Annotated in this window: 2 protein-coding genes (1 of these 2 cut by a window edge); both read right to left on the bottom strand. The window is 72.1% G+C overall.

Going from position 1 to position 18,785, the window contains the following annotated elements:
- Positions 1–69: 69 nt before the first annotated feature.
- Positions 70–1,764 (bottom strand): 3-hydroxyacyl-CoA dehydrogenase family protein, encoded by a 1,695-nt coding sequence (locus AB5J49_RS44175; RefSeq protein ID WP_369174505.1) that lies wholly within the window; start codon positions 1,762–1,764, stop codon positions 70–72.
- A gap of 85 nt (positions 1,765–1,849) precedes the next feature.
- Positions 1,850–18,785 carry the 3' portion of an SDR family NAD(P)-dependent oxidoreductase gene (locus tag AB5J49_RS44170; RefSeq protein WP_369174504.1) on the bottom strand. It continues 12,893 nt past the right edge of the window, so 16,936 of the gene's 29,829 nt are visible here — the last part of the coding sequence; the start codon falls outside the window, past its right edge — the gene reads right to left on this strand; its stop codon occupies positions 1,850–1,852.

Here is an 18,785-nt window from a genome sequence, read left to right as displayed (position 1 = left end):
CACCTCTCGGCGGGCGATGGCCGCCCCCCACGTCCTGTCGCCAAGCGTAGCTCCGACGACACGAAAGTCTCACTCCACCGGTTCGGCCACTCGGAACCCGCGCCGGGTCTTGCGTCCCAGGTGGCCGACGGCCACCAACTGCCGCAGCGGCTCGGCCGGAGCGCCCTGCGACCCGCTGAGCATTTCCATGATCGCGAGCGACACGTCGAGTCCGATCGTGTCGAGCAGGGTGAACGGCCCCATCGGATACGGGTACGCCGTGCTGACCGCGGCGTCGATCTCGGCCACGGTGACATCGGTGCGGCCGAGCAGGCGCACGGCGTCGTTGAGGTACGGGAACAACAGGAAGTTCACGATGAACCCGGTGCGGTCCGTGCAGTCGACGGCCGTCTTGCGCAGCCGTGCCACCAGCGCGTGTGCCGTGGCGTGCACATCGGGGTCGGTGTGGCGGGTGCGCACCACTTCGACCAGCCGCATCACGGGTGCCGGGTTGAAGAAGTGCAGGCCGATCACATCGCGGGGCCGGCCGGTGTGCTCGGCGATCTCGGTGACGGACAGGCTGGATGTGGTGGTGGCGATGACGGCGCCCGGTGGGAGGTGTGCGTCGATCGCGCGCAGCACCGCGGGTTTGACGGCCATGTCCTCGGCGACGGCTTCGACGACGAGGCCGGCGTCCGCGAGGCCCGCGTAGTCCGTTCCCGTGGTGACCCGGGCGAGGATGTCCAGCCGGTCCTGCTCGGTGATGCGGCCCTTCCTGACGGACCGGGTGAGTGAGGCGGCGACGGCGTTCCGGACGGCCTCGGCCTTGTCCGCGGTGCGGGCGACGAGAGTGGTGGGGATGCCCGCGACGGCCAGGACCTCGGCGATACCGCGCGCCATGGTGCCGGAGCCGACCACACCGGCCCGGGTGATCCCGCGGGGCGTTCCGGTGACGGCGGTGACGCGGCCGGTCCGCACCCGGGCACCGGCATCGTCGTACCGGTGGAACCCGTGCCCGGTCTTGCGTCCCAGGCGTCCCTCGGCCACCAGCCGGTCGAGCAGCGCGGCGGGCTTGACGCCCAGGGCCGTGAGGGAGGTGTGGACGGTGTCGAGACCGATCAGATCGAGCATCTCGAACGGCCCCTGCCCGAGGCCGCAGCCGAGTCTCATGGCGGTGTCGATGTCCTCGACGTCGGCATAGCCCTCGGCGGCGAGGTCGACGGTCCGGTTCAGCCATGTGTGGACCAGCGCGGCGGCCACCTCGCTCGGCCGGCCGCCGAGGGGGACCACCTCCGTGTCCGCGAGAGCGGCCACGCTGCGCGCCAGTTCGGACGTCCGCCGTGCCGCCATGGCGGTCTCGACGAGCGCGGCGTTGCCGCCCTCCGGCGGCGGCAGGAAGTAGCGCAGGCCGACGACCCGGTCCGGAGCCCCCGAGGCGATCGCGAGCTCGGACACCGACAGCGTGGACGTGGTGGTGAGCAGGACCGTGCCGGGCTCGACCAGCTCGACCAGCCCACGCAGCACGGCTTCCTTGGCGGCCCGGTCCTCCGGCACGGCCTCGATCACCACGTCGGCGCGTTTGAGGTCGGCCGGTTCGGTCCCGAGGGTGAGCAGCGGACTGTCGCCGAGCGTGAGCAGCGGCCCGTCCAGTCGGTCACCGACCCGGGCCACCACGGCCGGGTCGTGGTCGACGCCGATCACCTCCGTGCCGTTGCCGAGCAACGCGCGGGCCACCCCCTCGCCCAGCGAGCCGAGCCCCACTATCCCGATCACGAGCTCCGTCATGGCGTCGTACTCCTTACTTGATGGGATTGGGGCCAATGGGCCCTTTGGGGCCGGGCCGGCCGGTCGGCCGACCCGGCTCTGTCGGCTACAGCCCCAACTCGGAGTCGAGCAGGGCGAACATCTCGTCGTCGGACGCCGTCTCCAGGTCGATCCCGCCGTCGCCTGTGTCTCCCTTGCGCAGCTCCGCCCACTTGGTGCGCAGCACCTCCAGGCGGCCGGCGACCTGCTGATGGAACCGTTCGTCGAAGCCGCCCGTGGCGTCGGCGAACGCCTTCTCGATCTTGTCGAGTTCGGCGAGCAGGGCCGGTGTTCCCTGGGCGGGTTCGCCGATGTTCAGCTCGGAGCGGAGCAGCTCGACCAGGTCGTTCGGGGTCGGGTGGTCGAACACCAGCGTGGCGGGCAGGCGCAGACCGGTGACCGTGCCGAGACGGTTGCGCAGCTCGACGGCGGTGAGGGAGTCGAAGCCCAGCTCCTGGAACTGGCGCTCGGGTTCGATCTCCTCACCGGCGCCGTGGCCGAGCACTTCGGCGACCTGACCCCGGACGACCTCCAGCAGCATCGCCGTGCGCTCGGCCTCCGTGAGTCCCGCCATCCGGCGCACCAGAGAGTCGGCGGTCTCCTGTCCGACGACGGCCCGCCTGGACTTCGTCCGGACGAGACCGCGCAGCAGTGGCGCCGGCTCGCCCAGGTCCCGCAGCACCGCCAGGTCCAGGCGGACCGGCAGCAGGACCGTCAGCCCGGTGCCGAGCGCCGCATCGAAGAGGCGTACGCCCTGCTCCTCGGTGAGCGCGGGCAGGCCGCCGCGGGCCATGCGGGCCGCGTCCTGCGCGGTGAGCATGCCGGTGTCCCAGGCGCCCCAGGCCAGCGAGACGGCGGGCAGTCCTTCGGCCCGGCGGCGGGCGGCGAGGGCGTCGAGGAACGCGTTGCCCGCCGCGTAGTTCGCCTGCCCCGGGTTGCCGAGCGTGCCCGCGACCGAGGAGAACAGCACGAAGTGGTCGAGGTCGCCGGCGAGTTCGTGCAGGAACCAGGCCGCGTCGGCCTTGGGCTGGAGCACCGGGTCGATGCGGTCCAGCGTCAGCTGTTCGATCGTGGCGTCGTCGAGGACACCGGCGGCGTGCACGACCGACCTGACCGGGTGCCGGTCGAGCAGCGCCCTCAGGTCGTCCCGGTCGGCGATGTCGCAGGCGACCACCGACACGGTCGCGCCGGCCGCCTCCAGTTCACTCACGTCGGCCTCGCCCTTGCGGCTGGCCAGCACCAGCTCGGTGACGCCGTGCTGGTCCACCAGGTGCCGGGCGATGATCCGGCCGAGCGCGCCGGTGCCGCCGGTGATGAGGACGGGCCCGGTCCAGGTCTGCTCCTCCTGCGGCTGCGGCGCGGGGGCCAGCCGTCCGGCCAACACCTCTCCGTCGCGGATGACGACCTGCGGTTCCTCGACGGCGACGGCCTGGCGCAGCACGGCGAGCGACGAGCGCCGGTCGTCGAGGTCGAGCAGGCCGAAGCGCCCGGGGTGTTCGGACTGCGCCACGCGCACCATGCCCCACACGGCGGCGCCCACCACGTCCGGGACATCCCCATCGGCTGCGGCGATGGCACCCCGTGTGACGAACACCAGCCGTCCGGACCGTTCGGCGGTCAGCCACCCCTGGATGTTCACCAGTGCGTCGGACACCGCCGCGTGCGCCGAGTCCACGACGTCCTCGGAGACGGCGACGACCTCGACCAGCACCACGTCCGCGTCCGCGGCGGCGATGTCCGGGTGGACCCGGCCGCCGACGAAGCTGTCCGCAAGGCCGAAGGCGTCCTCACCGGCGACCGCGACCGGCTCGTCGAAGGCGGTGTTCGCCGCGATGGGCGTCCAGTTCAAGGTGAACAGCGAGTCGCGCCCGACGCCGGAGCCCGCCAACTGCTGTGCGGAGACCTCCCGCACCACCAGGGACTCCACCAGGGCGACAGGAGTGCCGGACGAGTCGGCGAGGGCTATCGACATCGCCCCGCTCTCGTCGCGCTCCATCCTCACCCGTACCGCCGAGGCACCGGTGGCCTGCAGCGAGACGCCCTCCCACGAGAAGGGCAGCGCAGCGGATCCGCCGCTCCCGCCCCGCTCCTCGCCGCCGAGCAACGCGGTGTGCAGGGCGCCGTCGAGCAGCGCCGGGTGCAGGCCGAACCCGCCGGCTTCCGTTCCCTCGGGCAGGGCGACCTCGGCGTACACGGCGCCGGCCGCCCGCCACGCCCGCCGCAGCCCCTGGAACGCCGGCCCGTAGCCGAAGCCGACCTCGGCGAACCGGTCGTACACGCCGTCGAGGTCGATGGCCTCGGCGCCGGCCGGCGGCCACTCGGCGGTGCCGGACCCGAGGTCGGACGCGGGGCCCGACGGGACGGGCAGACCGCCCGTGGCGAGGAGGCCGGTGGCGTTCTCGGTCCAGGGCAGGTCCGTGTCCTCGGGCCGCGAGTAGACCGTCACGGTACGTCGGCCGTCGTCGTCGGCGATGCCGACGGACACCTGCACCTGGACACCGCCCTGTTCGGGCAGGACCAGCGGCGCGGCCATCGTCAGCTCCTCCACGGTGTCGCAGCCCAGCTCGTCACCGGCGCGCAGCGCCAGCTCGACCAGCGCGGCACCGGGCACCAGGGCCCGGCCCATGATCACGTGGTCGGCGAGCCAGTGGTGCGTACGCAGCGAGAGCCTGCTCGTGAACAAGTGGCCCGCGGAACCGGCGAGTTCGACGGCCGCGCCGAGCATCGGGTGGACGACACCCCGCAGCCCGGCGGCCCGCACGTCACCCGCGCCTTCGGTGACCTTGGGCCAGTAGCTCTGCCGCCGGAAGGCGTAGGTGGGCAGGTCGATGAGCTTTCCGCCCGGGTAGAAGGACGTCCAGTCGACATCGGCACCGCCGACATGCAGCCGCGCGAGGGCGGTCAGCGCCGCGGTCTCCTCCGGCTTGCCCTTGCGCAGGACCGGGATCGCCACCGCGTCGGCCACGTCCTGGGCGACCATCGCGGACAGCACACCGTCCGGGCCGATCTCCAGGAAGGCCACGTCACCCAGTGCCTGGACGTTGTCGTGGAAGCGTACGGCGTCGTGCACGTGCCGCACCCAGTACTCGGGGTCGGTCACATCGCCCGACGTGCTGAACGGGATGCCCGGGGCCTCGAAGTTGATGTCCTCGACCACCTCGCGGAAGTCGTCGAGCATCGGGGCCATCAGCGGGGAGTGGAAGGCATGGGACACACGCAGCCGCTTGGACTTCCAACGCGACGCGATCTCCAGCACTTCAGCCTCGTCACCCGCGATGACCACGGAGGCCGGTCCGTTCACGGCAGCGATGGAAACCTTCTCGGTCAGGTGCGGCAGCACCTCCTCCTCGGAGGCCACCACCGAGACCATCGCACCACCAGCAGGCAGCTCCTGCATCAGACTGGAACGCGCCGTGACGAGGAGGCACGCTTCCTCCAGACTCAGCACACCCGCGACATGGGCCGCCGCGATCTCGCCGATGGAGTGACCGGCGAGATGGTCGGGCTCAACGCCCCACGACTCCACCAACCGGTACAGGGCCACTTGCAGCGCGAACAGAGCAGGCTGGGTGTAACCGGTCTGGTTCAGCAGCTCCTCGTCATCGCCCCACATCACCTCACGAAGCGCCGGGTCGAGAAGGACGAGTACGGCATCGAAGGCCTCCGCGAACACCGGGAACCGGCCGTACAACTCCCGCCCCATCCCCAGCCGTTGCGAACCCTGCCCCGAGAACAAGAAGGCGAGGGGCTTGCGGGCGGCCGCGCCTCGGGCGAGTTCCACACCGTCGAGCAGGACTGCGCGGTGGCTGAACCTCGATCGGGCGGTGAGCAGCGAGTGGCCGATGTCGATCGGGTCGCCGTCGAGTTCCCGGACCCGCTCGATCTGGCCCGACAACGCCGCCTCGGTCTTGGCGGACACCAGCCACGGGACGCCTCGCACGGGCTCGGTGTCCGGGGCGGCCGGGGAGTCCACCGCGGGTCCCCGCTCCAGGATGACGTGCGCGTTGGTGCCGCTGATGCCGAAGGAGGACACGGCCGCGCGCCGGGGGCGGTCGACCTCGGGCCACTCGGTGGTGTCGGTGAGCAGGTCGACGGCGCCTTCCGTCCAGTCCACGTGCGACGAGGGCGTGTCCGCGTGCAGTGTCCTGGGCAGGATGCCGTGCTGCATCGCCTGCACCATCTTGATCACTCCGGCGACGCCGGCGGCGGCCTGGGTGTGACCGATGTTCGACTTGATGGCACCGAGCTTGAGCGGCATCTCGCGGTCCTGGCCATAGGTCGCCATCAGGGCCTGCGCCTCGATGGGGTCGCCCAGTGTCGTACCGGTGCCATGGGCCTCGACGGCATCGACGTCCGCGGTGGACAGCCCGGCGCTCGCGAGAGCCTGCCGGATCACCCGCTGCTGCGACGGACCGTTCGGCGCGGTCAGACCATTCGACGCACCGTCCTGATTGACCGCCGAGCCCTTGACCACGGCGAGGATCTGGTGACCGTTACGCACCGCATCCGACTGCCGTTCCAGTACGACGACGCCGGCGCCCTCGGCCCAGCCCACGCCGTCCGCGCCGGCGCCGAACGCCTTGCAGCGGCCGTCCTCGGACAACCCGCGCTGTCGGGAGAACCCGACGAACGAGCCCGGCGTGGACATCACCGTGACACCTCCGGCGAGGGCGAGGGTGCACTCGCCGGAGCGCAGCGCCTGCATCGCCCAGTGCATCGCGACCAGCGACGACGAGCACGCCGTGTCCACGGACACCGACGGGCCCTCCAGCCCGAGCACATACGAGACTCGACCGGACACCACGCTCGGCGAGGAGCCGGTGCTGCCGTAACCCTCGGTGTCGGCGCCGCCGATCAGCTGCGTGTAGTCGTTGTACATGACGCCGGCGAACACACCGGTCCGGCTGCCCCGCAGCGACACCGGGTCGACGCCCGTGCGCTCCAGGGCCTCCCACGCCGTCTCCAGCAGCAACCGCTGCTGGGCGTCGGTCGACAGTGCCTCGCGCGGGGACATCCCGAAGAACTCTGCGTCGAACTGGTCGGCGTCGTGCAGGAAGCCGCCGGAGCGGGTGTACGACGTGCCGGGGTGGTCGGGGTCGGGGTGGAACAGGGTGTCCAGGTCCCAGCCTCGGTTCGTCGGGAACGGCGTGATGGCATCCGTGCCGTCGAGCACCAGCTGCCACAGCTCTTCGGGGGTCGTGACCCCGCCGGGGTAGCGGCAGGCCATGCCGACGATGACGATCGGGTCGTCGGACAGGGCCGCAGTGGACACGGCGGGCAGGTTGTCCGCCGGGGCCTGAGCGCCGAGGAGTTCGTCCTTGACGTAGGCCGCGAGCTGGTGGGCGGACGGGTAGTCGAACACCACGGTGGCGGGCAGCTTCAGTCCGGTGACCGCGGTGAGGCGGTTGCGCAGCTCGACCGCGGTGAGCGAGTCGAAGCCCAGTTCCTGGAAGGCTCGCTCCGGGTCGACGGCGGCGGTGGTGTCATAGCCGAGGACCGCGGCGACCTCGCCGCGCACCAGGTCCACGAGCGCCGCGGTGCGGCCCGCGTCGTCGAGGGCGGACAGCCGCTGGACGAGGCCGGATGCGGTCTCCGCCCCGGCGATCCTGCGGCGCGACTTGACGCGGATCAGACCGCGCAGCAACGGCCGCACGGTTCCCTCGGCCTTGAGGGCCGCGAGGTCGAGTTCGACCGGCAGCACGGCCGCCGCGTCACTGCCTACGGCGGCGTCGAACAGTTCCACGCCGCGTTCGGCGCTGATGGCGGGCATGCCCGAGCGGGCCATGCGCTCGGCGTCGTCCGGAGCCGGCATGCCGGCCTCCCAGGCACCCCAGGCGAGGGACACGGCGGGCAGCCCTTCGGCCCTGCGCCGGGCGGCGAGGGCATCGAGGAAGGCGTTGCCCGCCGCGTAGTTGCCCTGTCCGGCATTGCCGAAGACACCGGCAGCGCTGGAGAACAACACGAACTGCGCGACGTCCCCGAGGAGTTCGTGCAGGTTCCAGGCCGCGTCGGCCTTCGGCCGCAACACGCTGTCGAGACGCTCCGGGGTCAGCGAGGCGACGACACCGTCATCGAGCACACCCGCGGCATGGACGACGGAGCGGACCGGGTGCCGGTCCAGGAGCTCGGCGAGCGCGTCCCGGTCGGCGATGTCGCAGGCGACCACCGACACCGTGGCGCCGGCCGCCTCCAGCTCGGTCACGTCAGCCTGGCCGGTGCGGCTGGCCAGGACGAGTTCCGTCACACCGTGCCGCTCGACCAGGTGCCGGGCAATGATCCGGCCGAGGCCACCGGTACCGCCCGTGATGAGCACAGGGCTCTCCCAGACGGCCGCCTCCTGGGCGACGTGCGCCCGGGCCAGGCGGGCGGCCAGTACCTTGCCGTCACGGAGGGCGAGTTGAGGCTCGTCGAGGTCGAGCACCGCGAGCAGCGTCGCGAGCGAGGACTCCTCGGCGTCGAGGTCGATCAGGCCGAAGCGGTCCGGGTGCTCGGACTGCGCCGAGCGGACCAGGCCCCAGGCGGCGGCGCCGGCGAGGTCGTCGCCGTCGACCGCGCCCCGGGTGACGAACACCAGGCGGCCGTCGCGGTCGTCGGCGATCCACTCGTGCAGCAGCCCCAGCACCTGGCGGGTGGTGCGGTGCGCGCCGTCCGCGCCGGGCTCACCGGCGAGCGGCACCAGCACGACCGACGTGTCGGCGAGCGCGAGCCGGCCTTCCACCCGGCCGACCGACAGCCCGAGCACGTCGGGGCCGAGAACGCTGACGCTCCGGCCCGCCTCGGCGGGCGGCACGGCGACCGGCGTCCACTCGACGGCGAAGAGCGCGTCCTGGCGGCGGGCACCGGTCTCCTCGTGGGTGACCGCCCGCACCACCAGCGACTCGACCGAGGCGACGGCGTTGCCCGCCGGGTCGGCGAGCGCGATCGACGTTCCGGCGGCGTTGCGGGTCAGACGCACCCGCAGCGCGGAGGCGCCGGTCGCGTGCAGGGAGACGTTCTCCCACGCGAACGGCAGCCCGGCGGTGCCGCTCTCGTCGAGCAGCAAGGCGTGCAGGGCCGCGTCGAGCAGGGCAGGGTGCAGTCCGTACGGCGTGACATTGACGTCGTCGGGCAGCACCACCTCGGCGTATGTGTCGTCGCCGATCCTCCATGCCGCCTTCAGGCCCCGGAAGGGCCCGCTGTAGGCGAACCCGGCCCCGGCGAACCGGTCGTAGCAGCCCGTCACGTCGAGCGTCTCGGCGCCGGTCGGCGGCCACACGCTCGTGTCGAAGTCGATCCGACGCTCGCCACTGGCGAGCGCACCGGACACGACCTGCGTCCACGGCACGTCCACGGCCTCGGCGGGCCGGGCGTGCACGGTGAAGGTACGACGGCCCGACTCGTCCTCGGCGGACACCCGTGTCTGCAGGGCGAGGCCCCCGGTCTCCGGCAGGATCACCGGCGCGGACAGCGTCAGCTCCTCCAGCCGGTCGAGCCCGAGTTCGTCGCCGGCCCGCACGGCCAGTTCGACGAGGGCCGCACCCGGCACCATGACGCTGCCGTTCACGACGTGGTGGGCCAGCCATGGGTGGGTGCGCAGGGCGAGGCGGCTGGTGAACAGGAAGCCCTCACCGTCGGCGAGTTCCGCCGAGGCGATCAGCAGGGGGTGACCGAGGGCCACCAGGCCGATGCCGGACGCGTCGTCACCGCCGATGCGTACGGCAGGCCAGAACGCCTGGTGCTCGAAGGCGTAGGTGGGCAGGTCGATCGGCCTGCCGCCCGGGTAGAAGGACGTCCAGTCGACGTGGGTGCCGTGGACGTGCAGGGTGGCGAGGGCGGTCAGGGCCGCGGTCGGCTCCGGCTTGTCCTTGCGCAGGACCGGGATCGCGACCGTGTCGGGCTTGTCCTGGGCGACCATCGCGGACAGCACGCCGTCCGGGCCGATCTCCAGGAAGGCCACGTCCCCCAGTGCCTGGACGTTGTCGTGGAAGCGGACCGCGTCCCGGACGTGGTTCACCCAGTACTCGGGGTCGGTCACATCGCCGGACGTGGTGAAGGGGATCTGCGGTTCACGGAACTCGATCTCGCCGATCGCCTCCCGGAAGTCCTCCAGCATCGGGTCCATCAGCGGGGAGTGGAAGGCGTGCGACACCCGCAGCCGCTTCGACTTCCAGCGCTCAGTGATCTTGAGGACTTCGGCCTCGTCACCGGAGATCACCACGGACGCCGGGCCATTGACTGCGGCGATGGAGACGTTGTCGGTCAGATGCGGCAGCACTTCGGCCTCGGAGGCCATGACCGAGACCATCGCGCCACCGGCCGGCAGTTCCTGCATCAAGCTGGAACGGGCCGTGACCAACAGGCACGCATCCTCCAGGCTCAACACACCCGCGACGTGCGCCGCGGCGATCTCGCCGATGGAGTGACCGGCCAGGTGATCGGGCCTCACACCCCACGACTCCACCAACCGGTACAGCGCAACCTGAAGCGCGAACAGAGCGGGCTGCGTGTAGCCCGTCTGGTTCAGCAGCCCCTCGTCCTCACCCCACACCACCTCACGCAGCGCAGGGTCGAGGTACATCAGGGCGTCGTCGAACGCCTCCGCGAACACCGGGAAGCGGTCGTACAACTCCCGCCCCATACCGAGCCGCTGCGAACCCTGACCGGAGAAGAGCAGGGCGAGGGGGCGACCGGAGCGGGCCCGGCCCCGGGCCAGTTCGATGCCGTCCAGCAGCACCGCACGGTGGTCGAAGAGCGTACGGCTCGTGAGAAGCGAGTGGCCGATGTCGACGGGGTCACCGTCGAGTTCCCGGACCCGGTCGATCTGGCCCGACAGAGCCGCCTCGGTCTTCGCGGACACCAGCCACGGCACGTCGGAGGTGGGGGCCTCGACAGCCGTTGCCGGTGCGACGGGTGCTTGTGCGACCGGCTGCTCCAGGATGACGTGCGCGTTCGTGCCGCTGAGGCCGAACGACGAGACACCGGCCCGGCGCGGGCGCCCGACGGTCGGCCAGCCGGTCGGTTCGCCGATCAGCTCGACGGCGCCCTCGCTCCAGTCGACGTGTGCCGACGGCTCGGTGACGTGCAGCGTCGGCGGGAGCACGCCGTGCTCCAGCGCCTTGACCATCTTGATGACACCCGCGACGCCCGCGGCCGCCTGGGCGTGGCCGATGTTGGACTTCACCGACCCCAGGTAGAGCGGTACGTCGCGGTCCTGGCCGTAGGTCGCCATCAGGGCCTGCGCCTCGATGGGGTCGCCGAGCGTCGTACCGGTGCCATGGGCCTCGACGGCATCCACGTCGGCGGTGGACAGGCCTGCGGATGCGAGTGCCTGCCGGATGACGCGCTGCTGCGACGGACCGTTCGGCGCCGTAAGCCCGTTGGAGGCACCGTCCTGGTTGACGGCCGAGCCCTTGACGACGGCCAGGATCCGGTGGCCGTTGCGGAGGGCGTCGGACTCGCGCTCCAGCACCAGCAGGCCGACGCCCTCCGACCAGCCGACGCCGTCGGCGCTGTCCGAGAACGCCTTGCAGCGGCCGTCCTGCGCGAGCCCGCGCTGGCGGGAGAAGCCGACGAAGGCGCCCGGTGTGGACATCACGGTGACACCGCCGGCGAGGGCGAGGGTGCACTCCCCGGAGCGCAGCGCCTGCATCGCCCAGTGCATCGCGACCAGCGACGACGAGCACGCCGTGTCCACGGAGACCGACGGGCCCTCGAAGCCGAACGTGTAGGACACGCGGCCGGACGCCACGCTGGGCGAGGTGCCGGCGCCCTGGTGCCCCTCGGCGTCGGCCTCCAGGATCTGGGCGTAGTCGGAGTACATGACACCGGCGAACACACCGGTCCGGCTGCCCCGCAGGGACGTCGGGTCGATGCCGGTGCGCTCCAGGGCCTCCCAGGTCGTCTCCAGCAGTAGCCGCTGCTGCGCGTCGGTGCCGAGCGCCTCACGCGGGGACATCCCGAAGAACTCGGGGTCGAAGAGCCCGGCGTCGTGCAGGAAGCCGCCGGAGCGGGTGTACGACGTGCCGAGGTGGTCGGGGTCGGGGTGGAACAGGGTGTCCAGGTCCCAGCCTCGGTTCGTCGGGAACGGGGTGATGGCGTCGTCGCCGCTGACCACCAGGTTCCAGAGGTCCTCGGGCGAGTCGACTCCACCGGGGAAGCGGCAGGCCATGCCGACGATGACGATCGGGTCGTCGGTGGTGGACACGGGTGCGGGCAGGAGCTCGGCGGTGTCCGCCACGGAGCCGAACAGTTCGGCGTGCAGGTGGTCGGCGAGGGCCAGTGCGGTCGGGTAGTCGAACACGAGCGTCGCGGGCAGCTTCAGGCCCGTGGCCGCCGTCAGCTGGTTGCGGAACTCGACCGCCGTGAGCGAGTCGAAGCCGAGGTCCTGGAAGGCCCGCGCGGAGTCGACCGCGTCGACACCCGCGTGGCCCAGCACCTGCGCCGCCTGGGCGCACACCAGGCCGACCAGTTCGGTGCGGCGTGCCGCCGCGTCGAGGGCGGCGAGGCGTGCGACCAGCGAGGACGCAGCCTCCGAGCCCGCGACGGCCCGGCGTGCCTTGGTGCGGACGAGTCCGCGCAGGAGGGGGGCCACGGTGGCATGACCGCGCAGCGCCGGAAGGTCCAGCCGCACGGGAAGCACCAGGGGTTCGCCGATGGCGAGCGCCGCGTCGAACAGTTCCACGCCGCGTTCGGCGCTGATGGCGGGCATGCCCGAGCGGGCCATGCGCTCGGCGTCGTCCGGAGCCGGCATGCCGGTCTCCCAGGCACCCCAGGCGAGGGACACGGCGGGCAGCCCTTCGGCCCTGCGCCGGGCGGCGAGGGCGTCGAGGAAGGCGTTGCCCGCCGCGTAGTTGCCCTGTCCGGCATTGCCGAAGACACCGGCAGCGCTGGAGAACAACACGAACTGCGCGACGTCCCCGAGGAGTTCGTGCAGGTTCCAGGCCGCGTCGGCCTTCGGCCGCAACACGCTGTCGAGACGCTCCGGGGTCAGCGAGGCGACGACACCGTCATCGAGCACACCCGCAGCATGGACGACCGAGCGGACCGGGTGCCGGTCCAGGAGCTCGGCGAGCGCGTCCCGATCGGCGATGTCGCAGGCGACCACCGACACCGTGGCGCCGGCCGCCTCCAGCTCGGTCACGTCAGCCTGGCCGGTGCGGCTGGCCAGGACGAGCTCCGTCACACCGTGCCGCTCGACCAGGTGCCGGGCAATGATCCGGCCGAGGCCACCGGTACCGCCCGTGATGAGCACAGGGCTCTCCCAGACGGCCGCCTCCTGGGCGACGTGCGCCCGGGCCAGGCGGGCGGCCAGTACCTTGCCGTCACGGAGGGCGAGTTGAGGCTCGTCGATGGCAAGGGCCGCAGCGATCAGGTCGGCGCCGGTCGCGGTACGAACCTCGTCGTCGGCCGCGCCCACCATGTCGATCAGGCCGAAGCTGCCGGGGTGCTCGGACTGCGCCGACCGCACGAGGCCCCAGACGGCCGCACCGACGAGGTCCCCGCCGACGGTGGCGTCACGGGTGACGACGACAAGCCTGCCGGGCCGTTCGGCGGCGATCCAGTCCTGCAGGGCGGCGAGGACGCGCGCGGTGGCGGTGTGCGCCGCCCCCACCACGTCGCCGTCTCCGTCTCCGACGACGGGCAGGAGTACGACTCCGGCCTCGGTGTCGCCCGGGGACGCCACCGTCTCGAAGCCGAGTCCGAACGGGTCGTCGCCGAGGACCGCCACGGAGCCGGCCGGCACCGCGTCCTCGGTGCCGACGGGCACCCATTCGACTCCGAAGAGGGCGGCGAGGCCGATGTTCTGGGCGCCGAGCCGGTCGGCGGCGACCGGGCGGACGACGAGGGAGTCGATCGAGGCGACCGGCGTGCCGGTGGGGTCGGCGAGCGCAAGGGTGCGGGTCGTGCCGGACGCGTCCCGGGTCATCCTGAGGCGCAGCCGCGATGCCCCGGTGGCGTGCAGGCTGACGCCCGCCCAGCTGAACGGCAGCCCGGCCTCGGCCGTCTCGTCCAGCAGCACGGCGTGCAGGGCCGCGTCGAGCAGCGCCGGGTGCAGCCCGTAGCCGCCCGGGGCCGCGTCGTCGGGCAGGGCGAGCTCGGCGTAGACCTCCTCGCCCAGACGCCATGCCGCCCGCAGCCCCTGGAAGGTCGGCCCGTAGGCGAAGCCCGCGTCGGCGAAGCGGTCGTAGCAGTCCTCATGGTCCATCGCGACGGCGCCGGCCGGCGGCCACACGGTGGCGTCGAAGTCGGCCGGGGGCCGCTCGCCCGTCGCGAGCACACCGGAGGCGTGCTGGGTCCACGGCTCCTCGACGTGGGCCTCCGGCCGGGCGTGCACGGTGAAGGTACGGCGCCCCGCCGCGTCCTCAGCGGCCACCCGCAGCCGGACCTGCACACCGCCACGGTCCGGCAGGGGCAGCGGCGTCACGAGGATCAGTTCGTCGACGCGGCCGCAGCCGACCTCGTCACCGGCGCGCAGCGCGAGCTCGACCAGCACGGCCGCCGGTACCAGGCGGTGGCCCATGATCTCGTGTTCGGCGAGCCACGGGTGCGTGCTCGTCGAGAGCCTGCTGGTGAAGACGACGCCTTCGTCCTCGGCCAGTTCGACGGCCGCGCCCAGCAGCGGGTGTTCCATGCCGACCAGGCCCAGGCCGGTGGCGTCGCTCTTCGGGCTCGCCGGGGCGGGCCAGTAGCGCTGGCGCTGGAAGGCGTAGGTGGGGAGGTCGACGCGGGTGCCGCCCGGGTAGAAGGACGTCCAGTCGACGTGGGTGCCGTGGACGTGCAGGGTGGCGAGGGCGGTCAGGGCCGCGGTCGGCTCCGGCTTGTCCTTGCGCAGGACCGGGATCGCGACCGCGTCAGCCGCGCCCTGGGCGACCATCGCGGACAGCACACCGTCCGGGCCGATCTCCAGGAAGGCCACATCCCCCAGAGACCGGATGTTGTCGTGGAAGCGGACCGCATCCCGGACGTGGTTCACCCAGTACTCGGGGTCGGTCACATCGCCGGAGGTCGTGAAGGGAATCTGCGGGGCGTGGAAGGTGACGCCGTCCAGCATCTCCCGGAAGTCATCCAGCATCGGGTCCATCAGCGGCGAGTGGAAGGCATGCGACACCCTCAACCGCTTCGACTTCCACCGCCCGGCGATCCCCAGAACCTCGGCCTCGTCACCGGCGATGACCACCGATGCCGGGCCGTTCACGGCAGCGATCGACACCTTCTCCGTCAGGTGCGGCAGCACCTCGGCCTCGGTCGCCTGGACCGCCACCATCGCACCGCCGACAGGCAGTTCCTGCATCAGGCTGGAGCGCGCCGTGACAAGGAGGCACGCGTCCTCCAGGCTCAACACACCCGTGACATGCGCCGCCGCTATCTCACCGATGGAGTGACCGGCCAGATGATCGGGCCTCACACCCCACGACTCCACCAACCGGTACAGCGCCACCTGAAGCGCGAACAGAGCAGGCTGCGTATAACCGGTCTGGTTCAGCAGCTCCTCGTCCCCACCCCACATCACGTCCCGCAGGGCCGGGTCGAGATGGACGAGTACGGCGTCGAAGGCCTCGGCGAACACCGGGAACCGGTCGTACAACTCCCGCCCCATACCCAGCCGTTGCGAACCCTGCCCCGAGAACAGGAACGCAAGCGGGTTACGGACAGCCACGCCCCGGGCGAGCTCGACGCCGTCGAGGATCACGGCACGGTGGTCGAAGGTCGTACGCGTGGTGAGCAACGAGTGCCCGATGTCCACCGGGTCACCGTCGATCTCCTTGACCCGTTCGACCTGCTCCCGCAGCGCCGCCTCGGACTTCGCGGACACCAGCCACGGCGCGAATTGGCCGCGTGGTCCTTCCGCAACCGGCGCCTCCACGAGCGGCTGCTCAAGAATCACATGCGCGTTGGTGCCGCTGACACCGAACGACGACACCGCCGCGCGACGCGGCCGGTCGACCGACGGCCACTCGGTGGCACTGTCGAGCAGCTCGACCGCGCCCGCCTCCCAGTCGACCTGGGACGACTGCTGGTCCACGTGCAACGTCCGGGGCAGAACCCCGTGCTGCAGCGCCTTGACCATCTTGATGATGCCGGCGGCACCAGCGGCCGCCTGGGTGTGGCCGATGTTGGACTTCACCGACCCCAGGTAGAGCGGTATGTCGCGGTCCTGGCCGTAGGTCGCCATCAGGGCCTGCGCCTCGATGGGGTCGCCCAGTGTCGTTCCTGTGCCGTGGGCCTCGACGGCATCGACGTCCGCGGTGGACAGACCGGCGCTCGCGAGAGCCTGCCGGATGACGCGCTGCTGCGACGGACCGTTCGGCGCCGTAAGGCCGTTGGACGCACCGTCCTGGTTCACCGCCGAGCCCCGCACCACCGCCAGGATCCGGTGACCGTTGCGCACCGCGTCCGACTGACGCTCCAGCACCAGCAGACCGACGCCCTCGGCCCAGCCCACACCGTCCGCGGCGTCGCCGAACGCCTTGCAGCGGCCGTCGGCGGACAGGCCGCGCTGGCGGGAGAAACCGATGAACGCTCCCGGCGAAGCAAGGACCGTGACACCGCCGGCGAGGGCGAGGGTGCACTCCCCCTGCCGCAGGGACTGCGCCGCCAGGTGCAGCGCCACCAGCGACGACGAGCACGCGGTGTCGACCGTGACCGCCGGGCCCTCGAAGCCGAACGTGTAGGACACCCGGCCCGAGACCACGCTCGGTGAGCCGCCGGTGCCCTGGTAGCCCTCGGCGTCACCGTCGAGCATCAGGGAGTAGTCGTTGTACATGACGCCCGCGAAGACGCCGGTCCGGCTGCCCTTCAGCGAGGTCGGGTCGATGCCCGCCCGCTCCAGCGACTCCCAGGTCGCCTCCAGCAGCAGGCGCTGCTGCGCGTCGGTGCCGAGCGCCTCACGCGGGGACATGCCGAAGAACTCGGGGTCGAACTGGTCGGCGTCGTGCAGGAAGCCGCCGGAGCGGGTGTACGACGTGCCGACGTGGTCGGGGTCGGGGTGGTAGAGGGCGTCGAGGTCCCAGCCGCGGTTCTCCGGGAAGCCGGTGATCGCGTCGGTGCCGTCCAGCACCAGGTCCCACAGCTCCTCGGGGTTCGTGACCCCGCCCGGGTAGCGGCAGGCCATGCCGACGATCACGACCGGGTCGTCCGCCTGGGCCGTCGCCGCCACCGGAACAGGTGCGGCGGGTGCTTCTGTACCGAACAGCTCGTCCTTGAGGTGGGCGGCCAGTACGGCGGTGGTGGGGTAGTCGAAGGTCAGCGTCGCGGGCAGCCGCAGTCCTGTGACCGCACCGAGGCGGTTGCGCAGCTCGACCGCCATGAGGGAGTCGAAACCGAGGCTCTGGAACGCCTTCGCCGGATCGACGCCGTCGGCGCCCGCATGCCCCAGTACGGCGGCGACTTCGCCGCGCACCAGGTTCACGAGCTCGTCGAGGCGGGCGGTGTCCGTCAGTGCGCCGAGTCGCCGGGTGAGGCTCGACGCCGTCTCGGAGCCGGCGATCGCACGCTGGGTGCGGGTGCGGATCAGGCCGCGCAGCAGCGGGCGGATCTCGCCGTGGCCGCGCAGGGCCGGGAGGTCGAGCCTGAGCGGCAGGAGGGCGGCTTCGCCGGAGCCGATCGCCGTGTCGAAGAGCGCGAGGCCCTGTTCGGGGGTGAGCGGCGGCGTGCCGGCTCGTGCCATGCGTTCCGCGTCGGCGTCCGACAGCATGCCCGTACCGCTCCACGCGCCCCAGGCGAGCGAGACGGCCGGCAGGCCGCCGGCCTTGCGGTGGGCGGCGAGGGAGTCCAGGAAGGCGTTGCCCGCGGCGTAGTTGGCCTGCCCTGCGGCGCCGAAGGTGCCGGCGGCGCTGGAGAAGATGACGAACGCGCTGATGTCCTGGGCGAGTTCGTGCAGATGCCAGGCCGCGTCGATCTTCGGCCGCAGTACGGCCTCCAGCCGTTCCGGCGTCAGTGACTCCACGACACCGTCGTCCAGCACACCGGCCGCATGCACCACCGAACGCACGGGGTACCGCTCCAGCAGATCCGCCACCGCCGCACGATCCGCCACATCACAAGCCACGACCGACACCCTCGCCCCGGCCGCCTCCAGCTCACTGACATCCGCCTCACCCCGGCGGCTCACCAACACCAACTCATCCACACCATGCGCCTCGACCAGATGACGCGCGACCACCCGACCCAGACCACCCGTACCACCCGTCACCAGCACCGGCCCCTCAAGCCGCACCGGCTCAGAGGTGACCTCGGCGGACGCGCGGGCGAGGCGTGCCGCGAAGGCCGCGCCGCCCCGGATCCTGAGCTGAGGCTCCTCGCCGGTCAGCGCGCCCGCGGGGACGTCGCCGTCGGTGTCGACCAGCACGAACCGGCCCGGATGCTCCGACTGCGCCGACCGCACCAGACCCCACACCGCCGACGCCGCCAGATCACCCTCACGCGTCACGAAGACAAGGCGCTCGGCACGGTCCTCCGCGATCCACCGCTGCACCAGGGCGAGCGCGCGGGCCGCCTCGGTGTGGGCGGAGCCGACGACGTCCGCGCCTCCGGTGATCTGCACGATCTCGGCGTGCCCGTCGGCGCCGTCCGGCAGTGCGACCGGCACCCAGTCGAGACGGAACAGGGAGTCACGGCCCGCCCTGCCGATCTGCTCAGCGGACACCGCACGCGTCACCAGCGCACCGATCGTGGCCACCGGGGCGCCGGTGGAGTCGGCGACGGCGATGCGCCAGGCGGAGCCGGTACGGGTCAGCCGGACCCGCAGCGACGAGGCACCGGTGGCGTGCAGCGACACGTTCTCCCACGAGAAGGGCAGACCGACCTCGCTGCCCTCGAAGAACCCTCCGGCGTGCAACGTCGCGTCGAGCAGCGCCGGGTGCACGCCGAACGCCGAGGCGTCCACGTCCTCCGGAAGCGCGATCTCGGCGAACACCTCGTCACCGCGCCGCCACGCCGTCCGCAGCCCTTGGAAGACCGTGCCGTAGTCGAACCCGGCCTCGGCGAACCGCTCGTAAGCGCCGGCGATGTCCAGGGGTTCGGCG

Source organism: Streptomyces sp. R28, assembly GCF_041052385.1.
GTDB lineage: Bacteria > Actinomycetota > Actinomycetes > Streptomycetales > Streptomycetaceae > Streptomyces.
The sequence above is the reverse complement of the archived record's forward strand: the minus strand, read 5'-3'. Positions and strand labels throughout refer to the sequence as shown.

What these genes read in the sequence shown, in the direction of transcription:
- AB5J49_RS44175 (WP_369174505.1), bottom strand. Translation starts at nt 1,764, where the DNA reads ATGACGGAGCTCGTGATCGGGATAGTGGGGCTCGGCTCGCTGGGCGAG.